The organism is Aeoliella sp. (genome assembly GCF_965227375.1).
Taxonomy (GTDB): domain Bacteria; phylum Planctomycetota; class Planctomycetia; order Pirellulales; family Lacipirellulaceae; genus Aeoliella.
Map to the genome: position 1 here is coordinate 2,000,968 of NZ_CBDDFX010000002.1, position 18,621 is coordinate 2,019,588.

General features: G+C 54.0%; 14 protein-coding genes. 5 read left to right on the forward strand and 9 right to left on the reverse strand.

Annotated features, from left to right (window positions below):
- Nucleotides 1–592 precede the first annotated feature (592 nt).
- Nucleotides 593–991, reverse strand: a complete 399-nt coding sequence (locus ACQK2L_RS20875; RefSeq protein ID WP_425398985.1) for a hypothetical protein — start codon at nucleotides 989–991, stop codon at nucleotides 593–595.
- 278 nt (nucleotides 992–1,269) lie between these two features.
- On the opposite strand from ACQK2L_RS20875, the gene ACQK2L_RS20880 reads away from it, so the two are divergent.
- Nucleotides 1,270–1,734: a hypothetical protein gene (locus ACQK2L_RS20880; protein ID WP_425398986.1), complete on the forward strand. Its 465-nt coding sequence runs from the start codon at nucleotides 1,270–1,272 to the stop codon at nucleotides 1,732–1,734.
- 1,393 nt (nucleotides 1,735–3,127) lie between these two features.
- Nucleotides 3,128–4,309 (forward strand): sialidase family protein, encoded by a 1,182-nt coding sequence (locus tag ACQK2L_RS20885; RefSeq protein ID WP_425398987.1) that lies wholly within the window; start codon nucleotides 3,128–3,130, stop codon nucleotides 4,307–4,309.
- Nucleotides 4,310–4,318: 9 nt separating this feature from the next.
- Here the strand turns inward: ACQK2L_RS20885 and ACQK2L_RS20890 are convergent, their stop codons facing one another.
- The 7 genes from ACQK2L_RS20890 to ACQK2L_RS20920 form a co-directional block, all read right to left on the reverse strand.
- Nucleotides 4,319–4,807, reverse strand: a complete 489-nt coding sequence (locus ACQK2L_RS20890; protein WP_425398988.1) for a RidA family protein — start codon at nucleotides 4,805–4,807, stop codon at nucleotides 4,319–4,321.
- 109 nt (nucleotides 4,808–4,916) lie between these two features.
- A complete protein-coding gene (locus ACQK2L_RS20895) occupies nucleotides 4,917–5,933 on the reverse strand; it encodes a sialidase family protein (protein WP_425398989.1) in 1,017 nt (338 codons plus the stop codon).
- An 87-nt stretch (nucleotides 5,934–6,020) separates the two neighbouring features.
- The gene (locus tag ACQK2L_RS20900; RefSeq protein ID WP_425398990.1) at nucleotides 6,021–6,776 is read right to left on the reverse strand and encodes a phytanoyl-CoA dioxygenase family protein; all 756 of its coding nucleotides are present in this window, start codon (nucleotides 6,774–6,776) and stop codon (nucleotides 6,021–6,023) included.
- The gene (locus ACQK2L_RS20905) at nucleotides 6,760–7,926 is read right to left on the reverse strand and encodes a GntR family transcriptional regulator (RefSeq protein WP_425398991.1); all 1,167 of its coding nucleotides are present in this window, start codon (nucleotides 7,924–7,926) and stop codon (nucleotides 6,760–6,762) included. The genes ACQK2L_RS20900 and ACQK2L_RS20905 overlap by 17 nt, the downstream gene beginning before the upstream one ends.
- An 84-nt stretch (nucleotides 7,927–8,010) precedes the next feature.
- On the reverse strand, nucleotides 8,011–10,434 hold the full coding sequence (locus ACQK2L_RS20910) for a LamG-like jellyroll fold domain-containing protein (protein ID WP_425398992.1): 2,424 nt from the start codon (nucleotides 10,432–10,434) through the stop codon (nucleotides 8,011–8,013).
- Between the two features lie 16 nt (nucleotides 10,435–10,450).
- Nucleotides 10,451–11,938 carry a hypothetical protein gene (locus tag ACQK2L_RS20915; protein ID WP_425398993.1) on the reverse strand — a complete coding sequence of 496 codons (1,488 nt, stop codon included), beginning with the start codon at nucleotides 11,936–11,938 and terminating at the stop codon, nucleotides 10,451–10,453.
- Between the two features lie 16 nt (nucleotides 11,939–11,954).
- A complete protein-coding gene (locus tag ACQK2L_RS20920; protein WP_425401110.1) occupies nucleotides 11,955–13,004 on the reverse strand; it encodes a DUF1559 domain-containing protein in 1,050 nt (349 codons plus the stop codon).
- Nucleotides 13,005–13,226: 222 nt separating this feature from the next.
- On the opposite strand from ACQK2L_RS20920, the gene ACQK2L_RS20925 reads away from it, so the two are divergent.
- The 3 genes from ACQK2L_RS20925 to ACQK2L_RS20935 all read left to right on the forward strand — a co-directional run bounded on the left by ACQK2L_RS20925 (nucleotide 13,227) and on the right by ACQK2L_RS20935 (nucleotide 17,656).
- Nucleotides 13,227–13,805: a hypothetical protein gene (locus ACQK2L_RS20925; RefSeq protein WP_425398994.1), complete on the forward strand. Its 579-nt coding sequence runs from the start codon at nucleotides 13,227–13,229 to the stop codon at nucleotides 13,803–13,805.
- Nucleotides 13,806–14,229: 424 nt separating this feature from the next.
- Nucleotides 14,230–15,777, forward strand: coding sequence for a LamG-like jellyroll fold domain-containing protein (locus ACQK2L_RS20930; protein ID WP_425398995.1), 1,548 nt, complete (start codon nucleotides 14,230–14,232; stop codon nucleotides 15,775–15,777).
- Nucleotides 15,778–15,853: 76 nt separating this feature from the next.
- Nucleotides 15,854–17,656, forward strand: coding sequence for a LamG-like jellyroll fold domain-containing protein (locus tag ACQK2L_RS20935; RefSeq protein WP_425398996.1), 1,803 nt, complete (start codon nucleotides 15,854–15,856; stop codon nucleotides 17,654–17,656).
- Nucleotides 17,657–17,703: 47 nt separating this feature from the next.
- Here ACQK2L_RS20935 and ACQK2L_RS20940 read toward each other — a convergent pair whose 3' ends face one another.
- Entirely contained in the window at nucleotides 17,704–18,567 is an 864-nt protein-coding gene (locus ACQK2L_RS20940; protein ID WP_425401111.1) for a substrate-binding domain-containing protein, read from the reverse strand.
- Nucleotides 18,568–18,621 lie beyond the last annotated feature (54 nt).

The following is an 18,621-nucleotide window of genomic DNA, read 5'->3' on the forward strand; positions in this document are numbered from 1 at the left end:
GACAGGATCTGGCGGCCGTGTCGTTGCTAAGGGATTCGAGAACCAGTGCCGGTTGCATCGTCCTCGCTGAATTGGCATCCCTGGGAACCTGCAGAGGTGTCGACTTGCCAGCGACTCCTCATGCTTGGCTACCGGAATGCTCAACGGATAGCAAAGGGGAGGATTCATTGGCCGGCGAGCGTCATTGTAGCTAAGTCGTTGTGGTGATGCGAGTTATGTCCGCAGAAAAAACGATGAGCCGATTAGGCGACAAATTGTCGCTTCCAAGGACAAGGACATTGGTTCTGCGACTGGATCCATCCAGACCGAGAGTTTCAAGAGCCAAATTCAGCCAACGATAACCTCACCATGCCAACTGAGCCCAAAATGTCGACGACCTTGCCTTTCAATCACGAAATCTTGCCCCAAAACCTCACAGCCGCTGCGGCCTGGGATCGTGGTGGTGCCCACTACGATCGAATTAGTCGCCAAATCGCGGACGCCATCGAGCACTGCGTCGATCGGCTTAATCCTCAACCTGGCGATCGAGTGCTGGACGTCGCGACAGGCACGGGATGGACAGCAAGGCGTGTGTATTGTCGGGGCGCTGCGGTCACAGCGATCGATCTCGGGAAGGACTTGATCCAATCAGCTCGACAACTCGATTGTTCACTCGATTTCTGCGGCCTCCTGGCAATTGAGACCACTTCGCGGCGTCGTACTTCTCATCACCCTGCTTCCAAAACGGCAGCACACAGTCCATGATCCAGACCCTTAGTCCGATGAAGAAACCGGTCCGCCGACTCTTGATCGTCTGGGTACGGATGTACCCAAACTTCACCAGTTCCTGAACGTATCTCTGGATCGACCGCGGGCAACGGTTCATGATCGCCCCCAATGTGTTCTTCGTCGTATCGGTGGAACACCCCTTCCCCGTCCGCGCGACTAGCACCTGCAAGAGCGACTTCGACTGCGGTGTCAGTCGATCGTCCCTGGCAGCCTGCGTGGCCATTGCCTTGGAAAACTGTTTGCTAGGTCGCGGTGCCTGACGTTTGTGCCGATGTGGTAGAATCGACTAACGATCTGGTCACCAGCAGGTAGTCACTGCCATCAATTACCTGTCTACACTGTTCAACACCTGCCGTAGCTACTCACCAGAGTGGTCATCATTCTGACCACCACCCCTCCTCACCACTTCAAGAAGGCTGCGGGCTGAGAAGCATTGCCCTCCAGCAAGTTTCCGTGCTAGGGTAGTCACGCTAGTACTCAACAACCGACCAGTGAGGCCCCGTGACCGCCACCAAGTTTAACATAACCCAAGTCCACCGCATTACGGGCAAGAGCCCAACGACGATCCGCAAACATATCAAGAATGGCAATTTGTCCTGCGAGCGCGACGCGAATGGAAACCCGATTGTCGTTGGCGCGGAGCTTTCGCGAGCCCACCGAGTAGGGGTCGAGGATTTCAAGCGAGCAAACCCGTCAAGAGAATCTCCTGCGGCAGAGCAAGGTGGTGACCACCAACCTAGCCAACTGACGAGCAGTGTGCAGGCGCGACTCGGCACGGAACTCGACGAACGCAAGCAGGAGCGTGAGCGGTACGAGCGCCGGATCGAAGACCTGCACGACGTGTTGAAACGGACCCAAGAGGGTCATGAGCGTGCCATGCGTCTGATCGAGGACCGCTCGCAATCGACCAACGACTGGGAGAAACCACTCAAAGCCTTGCAGGCCAAAGTCGCGAACCAAGAGTAGGCGCAGCAGGTGTTCAAGGAGCAGGCCCGAAAACGAATCGCCAAGCTGCAACAGGCGCTCGAACAAAATCGTTCGAAGCCCTGGCTCGTCAAATTGCTAGAACGGGAGTAGGGGACTCGGAAATCAAGCGTTTACCACACCATCAACCTCCGCCAGGGGCCGATGGTTCCTTTGACCAGTTGGGGGGGAAGCTTCCACAGATTCGTTGCAACGCTTCCCACTTACGTGGCGTTGACCAGCCTCAAACAGGCTTCGTGAGCCTGCTCCGCGATAGAGCCTAATGCACGCGACTGAGAGATCTTGAACGTTGGCATTGCTGCTGAGCTGCTTGGGAGGGGGATTGCGTTGCACGCGACTAGTAGTCGCTTCTTCAAAGAAGAGCCAGTGCGGATTCAAATCCGTCCGTGCAAGGCAATCCAAAATGGTAAGTGATTCAAGACCAGATTGAATTCAGACATTTTATGGTCAGTTATCCGAACATGGCTGAACCGTATTCACAGCATTCCGGCATGACCTAATCTTCCACCTCAAGACTATTGCCAAACCACTGATACCACAGAGCTACTACACCGTGTGGTCGATGTTCGGGACTACGTAGGACTCTACGATACGATGCGTACCGTTTCCTAAGACAAGCTGTACCGGAATTGACTTGTCTATAGTCTCCACCATATTCCGATTGCCCCCTAGATTATTCGGCACATCGAAGCTCGCTGCGCATTTGCCGATAGGCGAGAGTAGGGCACATGTCAATTACTCGCTTGCGGAATGCAAGAACAAAGCAGTACAAATGCCACAGAGTATCAGAAGCGTGTCAGCTGTAGATTCTTCACCGAAATGAAGGCTAATCAGACGCAGAGCAACCATGCCAGAAAGTGACCGATCAGACGTTTGAACTCGTTTCTCACTTCCAATTTACGCCGGTTTTCAAGACCGCTATCTGCATATGGCAGATACTTGGCACTAGGTGGACACGTGGGTGGGACGGTCGACAACTCAAGCCAGTTTCGCAGGCAGTGCAATGCGACTGCACGGCACTTGAATTGGTTTGGAGTGTCACTAACAGTGTCAAAAATGTGTCAGATTCACTCGTTCGTACAGGACTTATCCTGCGTGGGGCCGGCCTGGCAACTCAGTCCGAAGTCGTTATGAGAAGATGGATGCAATGTGCTACGAAGAACGCCTGGAAAACAGCTATCATTAGTGGTTCGCAGTGGCATTAAGATGCAACGACTAGGCCAATGGAGACTCACTCGAAGAGCATTTTTGACGTCTGTAACGTGCTCCGTTACAACAAGGTTATTGGATAGCGCGATACAGTAGTTGAAACTTAGTGGCATCCGGCGAGGTACATGCTGAGGATCCAATTGCCAGAACTAACATGAGACCTACTATGTATTATTCGATTCGGATGCTGCCTCTCGTACTGGGCGTTTACTGTTTTTTTCTGAGCGGGACATGGCCAATCCTCGCGACTTCGCAAGAGGCAATTTTTGGCGTTTCAATCCCTCTCTTGGATTTGGCGAAGCAAGAGCATCGTCAAGTAGTTGTTGATCGCGAACCAGGCCAGTACTTGGGGCATCCAACAACGGTCTTGCTGGAAGATGGGAAGACCATGCTGGTGGTCTATCCCAAAGGGCATGGTCGTGGCGCCATTGTGATGAAGCGGAGCAACGATGGTGGCAAGACCTGGTCGGATCGCCTGCCAGTTCCAGAGAGTTGGGCTACGTCCAAGGAGACCCCAACCATTCACCGAGTGACCGACGCCCAGGGGCAGAAGAGACTTATCCTCTGGTCAGGGTTGCAACCGGCTCGGCTCGCGGTGAGCGAAGACGATGGAGAATCCTGGAGTGAGCTTCAACCTGTTGGTAGTTGGGGTGGAATCGTGGTGATGGGATTTGTGGAACAGCTAAGCACGCCAGGACATTATCTCGCTATGTTCCACGATGATGGGAGGTTTTTTGGGAGTCAGCCAGATAGAGATAACGAAGGAGCTATGACTCTTTTCAAGACTTTATCTAAAAATGGAGGACTTACCTGGAGTGATCCGGAAGAGATCTGGAGCGACACAGAAATCCATCTATGCGAACCCGGCTGCATTCGATCTCCTGACGGGAAGCAATTGGCAGTGTTGCTAAGAGAGAACCGTCGCCGAAAGAACTCCTGCATTATTTTCTCCAATGACGAAGGGAAAACCTGGACGGAGCCACGCGAGTTGCCACTTGCTCTGACGGGCGATCGACACACCGGGAAATATGGCCCCGATGGCAGGCTACTGATTAGCTTTCGCTGTGTATCTCCCAAGCCGCTACAGTTGATTCGGCCATTTGAGGGAGACTGGGCAGCGTGGGTTGGGACCTATGACGATTTAGTCCAAGGTACAGAGGGTCAGTACGCCGTCCGACTCGCCGACAACACCAAGGGCTACGACACCGCCTATCCAGGCGTCGAAGTACTTCCTGATGGTACTTTCGTATCAACTACCTATGGCCATTGGAAGGAAGGCGAGGAGCCCTACATCTTGTCCGTCCGCGTAAAGCTCGCAGAGTTGGACGAGTTGGCACGGAGTCAGTGAGGCAAAGGCTTACCCCCGCCGTGGATCGATTTTCAGTATCATCTCCACTTCTACTGACGCGCCGAGCGGCAGTTGCGCCATCCCCAAAGCGGTCCTGGCATGCTTGCCCGCGTCGCCAAATACCTCACGAACCAGGCTCGAAGCACCGTTGATCACCAAATGCTGTTCGGTGAAATCCGTGTCCGAATTGACATACCCAGTGATTCGCACGATACGCGCAATGTGGTCTAGCGAGCCGACCTTGTCGCGAACCATCCGCAAGACATTCGCCGCGCAAAGGGACGCTGCTTTCGTTGCATCGTCAACAGATACTTCCGAGGGAACTTTTCCACAACTCGTGAGCTCGTCACCGTCAAACGGCACTTGACCGGAAGCGTAGACCACCGAACCATCTATCACCACCGCGTCGACCAATGTTCCTTCGGGAGTGAGGCGCCCGACGGGGTACCCCATGTCTTCAAGACGCTGCTCTCTTTCGCCTATTGGTCCAGTTGTCATTGCGATATTTCTCCTCCCAAGAACCGGCTCTGCTAATCACTGGGAACAGCAGGTACGCATCGCTTGGCGGCAATCGGCAGGTGAGCGCAGGGCGAGAGTGCAAACTACGCTACTCTGGCGCGTCAAGCTCTAGACGAGCCAAATAGATACTGGTGCTTCCCTCGTGGCTGGAGTAGTAGCTTATATAAAGCTCGCCATCGTAAACTACCATTCCTGGATAACTGCTGTCGCCGCCCGAAGGAAGCTGAACTAAGGGTTGAATCTTGCCGGCATCAAGGTCTAGTTCGAAAACTACCGTTCGCGATGTACCGTCAACCGTCAGGCGACCACACCCCACCCAACGGCCGTTGGGAAGTTCAACGAAGTTGGGGCCACCGACTCTTTGCCCCAAATCGGTCCAGGTCCATTCGGTGTAAGGCGACACTGCTTTGCCGAGTAGCGATGTGGTTTTGTCACGATCCACGCGCTGAAGGCAATACGCGGTGCCATCTTTCGCAAACCGAATACGCGCTTCGGTTGGCCATCCCGAACTGAGCATCTCGTTCATGGCGATATCGTACTCTAGTCCGTCCTTGGTGGTGACAAGCTGTGTAGTCGGATAATCCGCGTAGGCAGAATATGAGACACCGTAACCGGTGCCGTTGTGCCAGGTGACCCGCCACATCCATCTTCCCTGAGGAAAAATACGCACGGGCTCCGAGAAAGTCTCTCCATCATCAGAAAGAGCCGCGAAGGTGCCCGTCGACCGTTCTCCATCCACCGTGTGTTGACTTCCTGCGACAACCAACAAGCGGTCGTCTGGCGTAACGGAAAGAGCGGCATCACGAAGGTCGAATTCGTCATCATCAATCTTAGCTACCGATACCCAATTCTTGGCGTCTTGAGAGTGCAGGATCCGCAACCACCCCCGATCGCCTGCGTGTCCTTCGCCCTCGCGGAAGCCACAATACCAGCCATCTCGCCAACGAACCAAATCGGTAAACGCACAATGCGGGGATTGGCCCCAGACTCTGGTAGTTTCAACCAGATTCAGCTCAAGTGGTTCGTCCGCCTTCGTGTCGCCACTCAAGGCGAGGAATGCGGAGAGACCTAGAATTGTTGCCAGAGCGCAGTTTGAAGCATTCATTTACCAATCGCCATTTCGTTATAGGAAATTATTGCCACTAGTGTATCAACATCGTCTGTGTGATGGTGTTGAGTATCGGAGGCGATGCTAACTCATAGTGATTCCGGCGCCAGTATGTTGTCGTGCGAGATCTGTCTCGTACTCTTTGCGGCCCAGGCAATCTTCCTTGCAGCTAACGCCCCGGAACACCATGGCGAAAGCCCGCCGTTGTCGATTCGACGCGATGTTGGGTTCAGCTCGATGAATGGTTTCACCGTGATGAACGACCAAGTCGCCAGCCTGCATGCAGACGAGTTGCTCCTCTGCGTGATCATCCGGGCCGTAGTTGGTGATACCCTGCGAAAACCCGACCACCTTGGTTGTTTGGTGGGGGCGACGGCCCATCCGATGAGAGCCTGGCACGTAGCGGAGAGCTCCGTTCTCTTCGTCGATGTCATCTAGCGCCAGCCACATCGTTACCACTTGAGGAGGCGAGAGCTGAAAGTAGTGATTGTCCTGATGCGGTGGAGTGGGATGTCCTCCGGGAAGCTTGTTAAACCACTCAGGTAAGCCAGCTAGAACTGGCTCGCCAAGCAGAGTTTCGGCCAACTCCGTCCATTGCCGGTCCGATCGATAAGCATCAAAGAACGAGTCCCTCTCCATGCGTTGAAGCTGTCTCAAAGATTCCGGCTTCCCCGCGTGCTGATAGAATGCTTCGGAGGAGGGCAACTTCGGTACAACCTCCGCAATGTAACGATCGATGTTCTGCTGCAGCTCCAATAGTCGCTCGGACGAGAGAAACCTCTCTATCACGACGTAACCGCGTTTGAGGAATTCGTCTCTATGGTCAGGTGAGTTTATCATCGACTTGTCCCATAAGGCTCTTAATCGTGTTTCCTACGAAGAAAGTAGCGCTGACCTCCCGGCGTCGATTGCTCGAAAGTGGCTCGTTGCCTTTCCGCATTTGTATAAGCAACTCAACCACCTGATCGGCAAAGACGAGTTCGTCAATGACAACCTTCGACATATTGGTGCTCAGGGAACCGGCGCGACTAGCCCCGCCAAATCCTACGATGGAAAGGTCTCTCGGAATCGAAAGCCCTTCCTTGACCGCAGAAAGATAGATCGTCTCGGCGTCGGCATCCCATGGGTCAAAAATTGCCGTTGGTCGACGTTCCATAGGCAATCGAATCAATCGCTTCAGCTCGGTTTGTACCTCGGCCACCCGCTGCGGACTTGGGAACACCGTAGCTCTCTTGGGAGGACCCGAGCCATAGTGAATACACTCGTCGAGTAACGCTCCGCCTCCCTGTTCCATCGTATCGCGGAAGCTGTTTTCGTAGATTTCCGATGCGTTCCCTCGGTGGCTGGCAAAGTAGGCAACGCGACGGTGACCACGTTCCAATAGTTGCTCAGCGGCCATCTGTGCGATCTTCGCATAGGGCAGGGCTACTACAGGAACCGACAAGCCATCTATTCCCCGATGAAGCAACACCAAGGGAATCCCGTGGTTGTGGAGCTGTCGAATATGGTGTGCTGGTGCGCCGCCCGCAGTGGGCGGTGCCAAGGCTACACCGGCAACCTGCTTATCAATAAGTTGCAGGACAATATCACCCTGGCGACGTAAGTCGTTGCCAGTCACACAAACCATGGTCTGATGATGCACTTTCCCAGCAGATTCATCGAAGCCCTGAACAAGCGCTGGATAGTGCCCCGTTCCAAGCTCCGGAAGTACGATCGCGAATAAATTCAGCACGGTGTCCGTGCAAGGAACGGGCAGGGAACTTTCCGACGGGACACGCACAACGACGGTGCCCTTGCCGGGGATACGTTCAATAAGCCCATCATTCTGCAGCTCGGCCAGCGCTTGTCTGACGGTTCCGCGTGAGACTAGAAACTCCTTTGCCAGCGCCGGTTCCGATGGCAAGAACTCTCCGCCCTCCAGCGTTCCGTCCTGGATGCTTTGGGCCAAGTGAGTTCGCAGCTGCACATGCTTTGGTTCGGCTAAGTCCACTTCAATACCAGAGTACGTATGTAAAAGGGGTCGGAAGTTTGCGTCCAGGAGGGAAGATGCCGCGGCGATGTTGTATCGAGTTCTCTAACAGCTCCCGCGCTTCACATGACACTTGGCAGTTACGACGGTCAACATGAACAAGGAAGCGACCGCGGGAATAACCAAAGGTGGTTCGGGAACCTGATGCGAATCGGAGGTGACGGTCGATAACGACTGCCCGAAGCTTTCTTTCCATTGATTGTATTGATTTGTGCCAATGGTCCCGCCTATTGGGTCGTTAGCCAGCGCGGCAGTAGAGCCCAGGTTGTTTCGCCAGAGTGTATAGTCGGCGATGCCAACTAAACCGTCGTTGTTATAGTCGCCGACAACTCCAGACTCGGGGACTGCATCAAACTGCAGTGCAAATAGGTCAGCATCCACAAGTTCGAAGTACAGCTGTATCGGCTGGCCAAGAAGCGTCGAAACGCTGGAACTCCCCCATGAAACCTCCTCCCACAGGCTGTCGCCCGATAGAGGCTGCATCGCAGAAAGTTCGAATCCTGGAATAGGCATCCCTTGTTCGTCGCGAATTTCTACAGCGACGAATCCATCCTGACTGGTCTGAAAGTTGAGCAGCAACCGATCTCCTTCGAACACAAACGTTGGGGAGGTGAACCAACCAAGTTCCTCCCCCGCCGACATGGAAGCCATGCCGTAGGGACGGAACGCCAGGCGTCGCAATCGGTTATCGCTCAGGCGGTACTTTTCGGTAGAGTAGGTCGACCATTCATCCTCCCCGGTCTCGATGATGCCCCATGCCGGCATATTGCTCCGTGTTGTATCGAATCCTTCGGGAATCCAAGGCTCCGTGAATTCACGATCCCAATTCACTCCATCTCTACTTGTGATCATCACAGCATCGCTAACCCCGGTTTGTCCCGGTGAAGGTTGATTCGTGCGAGAAGGGTCCAATCGCATTGGGAATCCGACGAGTACACCCTCGGCTCCTGGCAACTGGACGATTGCGTTGGTATAGAAGTGCTCAAGTGGCACATCGTATATAATCGGCTCGGGCGTCGTCCAGTTGATAAAGTCTTCAGATGTGCTCATCTGGATTGCCCGTTTGCCACCAATCCACACGCGACTAAAGGAGCGATACAGCCCGGCTTCAGCGTCCCACATGGCAGTATTTTGCGAATCAAACGCACCGGTAATATCGAGTGGTTCCTGCTGCATCAGCTCCCAATGTATGCCATCGGGGGACTTCATCGCATACATCTGACCGGTCCCACCCAGAGCCTTCCACTTGGCATCCGCCGTTGCGTTGGGGTTGGTATCGATGAATGGCGACAGATTGTGGCTCTGAGGTCCCGCCCAGACGATATGGTTTGCTGTCGAACCGTCTTCCTCGTAGACATTTAGCTCTGGTCGGGTGAAATTGATTCCGTCATCACTTATCGCCATCAGGGTGGCTTCGCCCGCATCGACGTTACCTCGGTAGTACAGTCGAACTTTGTTGTCTTCGTCCCGCAGAGCTGTGAAGTAAGTGGACGTTGTTGTCTCATGAGGACCGTTGAGCTGCAGAGATATCTCTTGGGCAGTTGGTGGATGCAGGCTAAGACTTGCGTTTCCGGAGTCTGCCACCAAGAACCGATCAACAAACACTTCGATTCTCGAACCGATATTGGGCGGCGGAAGCGGTTCCGGCTCAGGTGGCGCCGAAACGCCGAAAAACTCAGCCGCGCCCAGGGAGTGGAGATTAGCGATCTCGTTCGAAGTGAGAGCGCGATCGTACACCAGTACGTCATCGGCGAATCCCTCGAAGGACTCGTTGGTGAGCGAAGTCGGGGGATAGTCCTCTCCGAATCGAAGATTCTGCGCCAAACTCACATTGCCAGATGGAACACTTTCTGCAGCCCCCAGAGGCTGACCGTCGTAGTACAGTTGAACGGCACCATTGTCGTAGGTCATCGCGAAGTGGTGATAGCTGGTATCTACGAACGAAAGATCCCGCTCTACTCGCTGCCCATTGATGATCGTTCGAACCCCAAAACCAGTAACCTCGGAGGGATCGATGTCGAAGACGAATTCGTCTGCACCGACTGGTCCACCATTATATGAGCTAAAAAGCCGGCTGAAGTTGTTGCCAAGTTCGTTGGCCATCACCGAGAGCGTAAATGACGTCCCCAAATTCGAACTCGTGGGAATTTCAAGTGCGCCAAAAGAACTGGCGCCCACTGGGAACTCAATCGCACCTATCCCAAACGCGGCGGAACCGTCTTTCACAATATCATAATTGCCTAGACCAACAGCATCTTGAGATCCATCGGCGGTCAACCAATCACCAATACGGTACGACTCATCGCTATCGAAACCGTAAAGCGATTGCACGGCAATCGCGTCGTGTCCTGCCACCATGACCAACGCAACCATGAGTCCCGGAATTCGCAATCGAACCGATAGCTGACTGGCCGGAGCGAGAATCTGGAAGCAACCGATCATCAATGAATTAAGTATCTCAAGTGGCAACTGGTGGTAGTGGCATTCAGTCGTTGCGAGCCTGACTATTGATCACCGCCGGCGTGATCTCGGGCAAGTTCACTGCAAATACGTCCGCATCTTTCATCACGAATCGCAATTTGACAGGTTTGTCTGCAACCTCCTGAAGCGACGACTCTCCCCCCCAAGTCACAGTGGCGTCGCACTGGTCGCCAACCATCTCGTCGCAGTTCTCAAGGGAGTAGCCGGGTATCACTTCGTCGGTGTCGTTCAAGATTTCGCATCGAACACTGCCGATTGCCGAGGTGGAAAAGTTAAGACGCAGCTCCGAAGGGGCCCCACCCTTGCTTAGCAGCACTGGCTTGGTAGTGAATGCACCGCCACTGGCGGGTGCATTGACCGACACAAACCCGTCGAGTCGCAACGTGTATCGCCGAAGACGAACTGCCTTCCCCTTGTAGTATCCTTCCGTGAGATAAATCGACAGTTCATCGGGGGCGTCCTCAGTATCGGCCTTCGTTTGCACGATTCCCCAAGCTGGTAAGTTATTCCGATTGACCCAACGATTGGGCTGCCTGCCAGGTCTGACGAATGCTTCGTCCCATCGACGAAAGTGAGTTCCGTCGCGGCTGGTCATCAGTACGCAGTCCGATACGCCTGGGTGCCTGTGCTTCGCTGGATTCGGCGATGGGTTGAATCGCTTAGGCAGGCCCACAAAGAACTGGGGAGCTCTGGAGTAGGCAACAATTCCGTTCGTATAAAGGTGCTGCGTGGGGGCGCCGCTGTACTCCAGCCACTCAGCGTCCGACCAATTCTCGAAGTCTTCCGACGTAGAAGTCTTGATGTCGCGAACACCATTGCGGAAGTCTCGATGGAAGTCGACATACCTTCCGCGATAAGCATCCCAAAATCCGAGATTGAGTGAGTCGAATGCTCCGTCAGTGATGACGGGCTCTTCAGATAGTAGTTCCCAGCGAATCGCATCCGCGGACTTGTAAGAAACCAAGCCGCCCTTTCCACGAGTTAACGCCTTGTATTTGGCGTCGGCTGTGGCAGTGGGATTCGTGTCCTTAAACGGGGCGAAGCAATGGGAGTGCGTTGGATTGCCGATTACGATGTTGTTTGCCTTGCTACCCTTAAACTCGTGTAGGCCAAGTTCTGGTTTCTCCCAATGAATGCCATCGGTGCTTTCGGCATAGCAAAAAACTTCTGGATGGGTCGACTTTGATGTCGCTGTGTCGAAGTGCCCGCCCCGGTAGTACATCCGGTACTTGCCGTCGTCGTAAAAAACGCTGTGATAACCACAGATATTTCCCTCCCACGGTTGGTCATGAACGATGACGACCTCTTCTTCGTTGGGTTGCTGTAACTCGAGTTGCACACCGTCCATGGACTGAATCAGATAATCGTCGACGAACAGTTCACGCTTTCCTGACAAGTCAACTGGATCGGCAGCTTGTGCAGTAAGCTGAGAAGTAATCACGACAATCGCAGTGACCACAACTCGAAGAATGCAGCTAAGGCAATGTCTCATTGGTCTTCCAAGGCGTTTAGAGATCCGCTTCATCCACGATTTCACCACCAGCTCTCGTGCCGAGTGCGAAATGGGCATCCAAATCGATATCGTAACTGAGTGCACGCGCCGATCCATCGGCGAACATCACATTGAATGTCCCTGGATGTGCACTTCCCCAGTTTTCGTAGGCGTTGATTCCTTCGGTGTCTGGCAGTGGCGGCGACCCCGATGAGCGAACATTGTCGCCGTTGTGTCCGGTGAGCCACCCCTCGTCGTCGCCATGGTCGGGTGTAGCCGAAGTACTGGCTTCGTAGGCTTCCGGGCGAACTGTTTTCTCACCAACCATGTAGGTATGGGAAGTACCATCGACCACGCGCCGCATCGACACCTCGCTTCGCATGTAGATCATGCCGTCGAAGTGATCCTTGTCCGGCCAGCCAAGATACGATTCATGATTCTCGTAAGTGGGGGACATTGCTGCCCATCGCACACTCACCGAACCTACGCAGCCAACATAGTCACTCCTGGCCAAGGCACTGCCATCGTGTATCCAGTTCTTGCCGCTAAACGTGCCTTTCATCGGATAAACCCTGGGAGGACGCCGCGACGGGCAGTAGAAAATGCCAACCGGGATCTTCTGTGCAGAAAGTAAATCGCGGCGTTTTCGAATTCCAACAGGCCAGCCAGGACTTCCCCTTCCAATGTCTCGTATTGACTGCCCTTCCATGTACGGAAGGATGGAAAACATCCAATTCCCTGGTTGACTGCGCCCAAAGCCCTGATCGGGGTCCGACATCCAACCGCTGCCCCACCCGCCTGATGGAAAATAACCGTGGACGTCGTGGTGCTGATGGCACGCAAGCCCGAGGTTTCTTAGCTGGTTGATGCACTGCGTACGGCGAGCCGCTTCCCGGGCAGCTTGCACAGCCGGAAGCAGCAAAGCAACGAGGATTCCGATAATCGCAATGACAACTAGCAGTTCAACAAGCGTGAATCCACCTGGCTGTTTAGCCACTCGGCTTGGGGCCTGCGATCGAAAACCGAGAACCATCCGCCACGCCTTGCTGACACTAAGTGATGCCATAGAGCGACCTCCCAGAGATATACTTCCAGTTTCTACAAACTCAACTGGACAAGCAGTACGAACAGCCTGTACGCTGCATGCTACTCGATTCACCGATTGTTGCAATCACATTTGCCGCTTTTTTTGTTTTTTGTTGGCTCCGCTGTAAATTGTAAGGGTTAATTGCTCATGCCAGTTTTTCAAACAGCCTGCCTTCGCGGTCGGGGGCCTGGCACCACAATCGTGATACTTGCAACGACCTGCCTTCTCGGGTGCGCAGGCGACCCTGAGGAGTTCGAGATGCCATCCTTCAGCCCCGACCAGGCAGCCAAAACGGCCATGGCTGCGTTGGATTCAAACCAGGATGGGCAACTGTCTGACGCCGAGCTTGCCGCTTGCCCTCCGCTTTTGTCAGTGAAGGACGCCGTGGATACCGATGGCAACAACTCCCTGTCGGCGAACGAGATTAAGGCCCGCGTCGCAGAATATGCAGCGACAAATACAGGGCTTCAGAGCTTAGTCTGCAGTGCGACAGTCCGCGGTAGGCCTCTGGTTGGCGCAGTCGTGAAGTTCATACCCGTGGAGTTCCTAACTAGCGCGATAGGTCCTGCGGAGGCGACCATACGGACTAATGGCAGTGGAGTAGTGCTTACCGGCAAGCTACCCGGCCTTGCGCCAGGGCTTTACCGAGTAGAAGTTGAGGCTCCCAGCAATTCAGGGAGGAGCATACCGGCTGTATACAACTCGGAGTCCAAGCTTTGGTACGAGATGAATCCCAGCGAGCCACCGCACCCCGCTGAGTTTGCTGTGGAAATGCGGTAGTTCCAACCGAACATTGCTGAATTGATCTTTTTTCCTAACAAAGTCTTGCACCGCCAATTCGGTTGGGTACCATACAAGCTGTATGGATACCCTGTCCTGACCTGTTTGGGGAACTACGACCGACCAGGAGGCAAACGTTGGATCGGATAGGTGTTGGCAAGTTGCTGATTCTCTGATGGGGACATTGAAACTTAGTGTGGGCCAAAGCCTTCAAACGGCATTGGCTGAAAGGGCTTTCGAGGTGGTTGGGGCGAATCGACAGGCCACAGTAGGGCAGCACTGTCTGGTTGATGTCGAAATCGCCCCAGCCACTGGAACTCGGTTTGAGCTTTCTGGTTGGCGAGACAGCATCTTGTCGGCCGGAGTTTACTTTCGTGTGTATACCCTCGGTTGTTTATGACTTGGCAACAGGAGTTGAGATCTCATGACTTCGACAATCCGGCGATGCGTCACAGTCAACCTATTTTTCTACGTTTGCTCTGGACTCTCGGCCTCGGCGGTTGAACTTCTGTACAATTTCGAGGGGGATGCGGGGGCTGTCGCTACCGACAAGCTCACCGATGATGGGGCACAGGACGGCACATTACTGGGTAATGTCTCCGTGACAAGCGGAACGCAGGCACCTTTTGGTGCTCAGGCAGGGAAGTTTGACATACCCTTCAAAGTAAACCCGCCATTCAGTTCCGTTCAGGTGCCGGGATCGAGTGTTTTGGGCGACAGTTACACGCTGGCCGTCCACGCACAGATTGAAGACCCAACCCCCTCACCGTTTCGCATTTTCTCTTCTTATGGAGGAACTGGTGGTGTTGGTGCAGATCGAATTCTCTTTGACCACCAGCCCGATTCCCTGCGCGCGATTATTGGAGGAACTTCTGTTTCCGCTCCAACAACATCAACTTTTCCCACGGCCGGATATCACCACTACGCGTTAACTGTCGACAACGGCACAGCCACGATTTACTTCGACGGGCAATCACTTGGGACAGCACTTGTACCTACTGGCAATGCCTTGAGTACCAACCTGTTCGTCGGAGAAGATGCACACGACTTGGGGGGATCCGCGAACGAACAGATTCTTGGGAACGTGGATGACATCGTTGTTGTCGATGAGGTCTTGTCGCCCACAACAATCATGCAGCTTGCATCTGGCGGCTCCGCCAGTTCTGTACTTTCACCCTCAGGTCTCTATGCCGTGAATTACGACTTCGAGGGAGGAAGTCCACTCGATGATAAGTTTGTGAGCGATGGCTCTCAGAATGCTGTACTCACAGTTCCTGTTGCGGCCACGATCGATCCGAACCCAGCAAACGCCGCTGAAGGAATGGGTTCTTTGTTGCTCGAGAATGCAGTCAACTACATTCATCCCAAGAGCCAGATCGATACGTCGGTTTCGGGAACAGACCTTGGCGACAAATTCACTGTTTCTGCGGTGGTCAACGTTCCCCAGGGTGGATATGCCAGCGATGGACTGATTCGATTGTTCACCTCTTATCCTGGTGGTGGCTCCGCTGCTCAGTCAATGATTGTCGACTTCAATCCCGATGCGGACGTCTCCAACATTGGCATACGGTTCCTGCTGCCAGGCTCTAAATCAGCCACCTACGACGGAACGTTCACGTACGACGAGGATCACACCATCACGGCTGTATATAACGACGGGGAGATGAGTATCTACCTCGATGGTACGCTCGTGAAACAAGAAGTTCGTGACGGGGGAGTGGTGGACCTGGGCGCGGCTAGCTTGCTGATAGGAGAAGACTCAGGTGGAGGAGTAAACGAAAACTTGATTGGCATTGTCGATGACGTGTTGATCTTGGATCGAGCAGTGTCTGCAAATCAAGTACGGTATCTGGCCCGATTTGGCGCCGAAGCCATGCTGGCGGTTCCTGAGCCTACAGGCTTGATGACTTCGCTAATTGCAATGCTCACCCTTGGTGCCGCACTTATGCGCTACCGGGCTTCACAGGGATAGCGAGTGAAAGCCCAGTTTCTAGGTGATTGGAAGAGGCAGGCGTTGAACCTATAACATCATCTCTAAGGAGTTCGAAATGCTTTTCCGGTTCCGTTTGTTTGTCTTGGTTTGCTCCTTGGCAATTGCAGCAGGCAATAATGTAGTTGCCGTTGAAATATTCTACGACTTTGAAGGCGCCGAAACGGATTTCGTGATAGACAAACGCACGACGGATGGTTCGCAAGACGGCCAAATCTTCCAGAACGTATATCCCGATGACAATTTCGACCCTGCCTTTGGCAGTGAGTCGGCCCTCTTCGACATTCCTGATCCGGGGGTGGCGGTCCCTCCCTACAGTACGCTCGAGATTCCCGACTCGACACTCGGCACTGATTTCGCTTTGACTCTGGCCGCTTTTATCAAGAATGACGAAGATCCTCAAAATTTCACCCGGGCCTTCAGCAGCTACGCCGGTACGGGCCCAGTGTCGACCGAGAGAGTCCTTCTGGATTTCGATTCTCGTGGCTCCAGCATTCCTGGCATTCGTGCAATTATTGGCAATACGCAGGTGACAACTGTCGAACCGCCAGCAGGAATGTCAGACCCAGGTTATCACCACTACGCAATGACAGTCGAGCCTACTGTAGACGGTGGAAATGTAGTCGTCTATTTCAACGGCGTTGAGGTAGCAAGCGGATCCGTCCCAGCTGGTTACAGCAACATTCAAAACATTCGCCTTGGCGAAGACCCTCATGATATCGGCGGTTCGGCCAATGAGCAGTTGATCGGTAACATCGACGAGGTTTTGATGCTGGAGCGAGCCCTCTCGCCAACCGACATCGCTGCCTTGGCAGGTGGGGCGGCGGTGTCGAGCGTAGTGACCCCCATGGCGAGCGAGCGAGCCGTGTACTATAGCTTCGAAGGGGATTCCGGGACGACGGTGACCGACAGTTTCACGGTTGATGGCTCCCAGGACGGAATCGCACATGAAATTGCCATGGTAGATACAGAAGCTGCCAACGCCAGGCTGGGAAGTGCGTCGTTTGCCACTCAGGATCCTAGAGTTGGCAACCCAGACGTACTACACAGTGTCGTCGAAACGGGGCCTCTGGGCGTCATGGGCCCTCAGTTCACCATTTCAGCAGTCATCAATCCGCTTGGAGCGGGGCATTCCGGTAACGCTTTTTCTCGAGTACTCAGCACCTATGGTGGGGGCGGCAGCACCGCCGGGAGATTTATCCTCGACTTTAACTTGAACGCCGCGGAGGAAACAGACGCGATTCGTCTATTCCTGCCAGATGGTACGCGATTGAATAGCACGACTGTTCCCCAAATTGGTGTCAACCAAACGCTGACCGCGGTCTACGACTACGGTGAAGTGAAACTCTACCTTGATGGAGTTGAGATCGCGAGCGCTAGTGTGGAAGCGACGAGCATGGACTTTGGAGATTTTGCTCTTCGCCTGGGCGAAGACATCGGAGGCGGCGTCAACGAAAACTTCTTAGGAAACATGGACGACGTACTCATAATCCAGCAAGCCTTGAGCGAACAACAGGTTGCCGACCTACACACTAGTGGTGGTGCAGCGTTGTTGGCTACTCTACCTGATCCAACTCTCGATGGTGACTACAATGATGATGGAGTTATCAATCTGGCCGACTACGTTGTCTGGCGGAATAACCTCGGTAGTTCGACATCTTTACCAAATGATAGCACCCCTGGTGTCGACGAGGGTGACTACACAGTTTGGAAGCTCAACTTTGGTTTGTCGAACAACCTCAGCTCTTCTACCTCCACTACCGGGGTACCAGAGCCCAATAGCGTGCTCCTACTGACGGGTGCCGCGGTGCTGTTACGCGGCTTCTGGCGGCGAGTGAGACAATTCACCGCAGTTGGATGAAGTTTCACCAAATGCTTCAGGTCGTGCTTACCGCAAGGCATCGACCTTTAGCCAATGGCTTTGATCGTTTCGCCCTCGCGAAAGCCGAGGCTTGCTGTGAAACGGCTATCGTCGTTTAGGTGAATGTCGCCTTTGACCATTTGTTCAAGCAACTCGACTGCCTTTAAGGCGAAGTGCCTTTCGTCAAGTGTGACACTACTAATTCGACTGCTCAAAGTGCCACTCCCGCTGGCCCCACCGAAACTAACAATTGAAAAGTCATCTGGAATCTTCAGTCCGCGCTCCAGAAGAGCAAGATATATTGCCTCAGCATCGGCGTCCCAGGGGTCAAAGGCGGCTGTCGGACGGCGATCCGGCGGCAGTGCCATCATGGTCTGAAACGCCTGCTCCACATCACGCAGCCGCTGGGTGTCAGGCGAGCCCGCATCGGCCAAAGGACGCTCACCAATCCATACCAACTCCGATGGAAGGTATCCACCATCGGCTTCGATTGTCCGAGCAAAACTCGCTCGGTATCTTTCGGTCGATTCGCTTACATGGCTGCCAATAAAAGCAATCCTACGATGTCCTCGCTCCAGCAAAGCTCGCGCGGCCTTCGCAGCAATCGTTTCGTAAGGGATTTCGATAATTGGGGCGGTAATGCCTGCCACGCCTCTGTGCAACAGGACTACTGGAATTCCGTTGAGTTGAAGCTGACGCAGTTGGTGCGTGGGGACAGCACCAACTGTGGGCGGGCTCAGCGCAACCGCTGCTACTCGCTTGTCGATCAGTTGCAGGATAATGTCGCCTTGCCGCCTAACGTCATTCCCGGTAGTGCAGAAGATGGTTTGGTGCATCAAGTCGCTTGCCGCTTGCTCAAAATGCTGCACCATGGCCGGATAGTGCCCCGTCTTCAATTCCGGAAGCACCACGGTAAAGACTCCGAGCGATTCAGTCGGAACATTGGGATTTGCAACGGGTGTGCC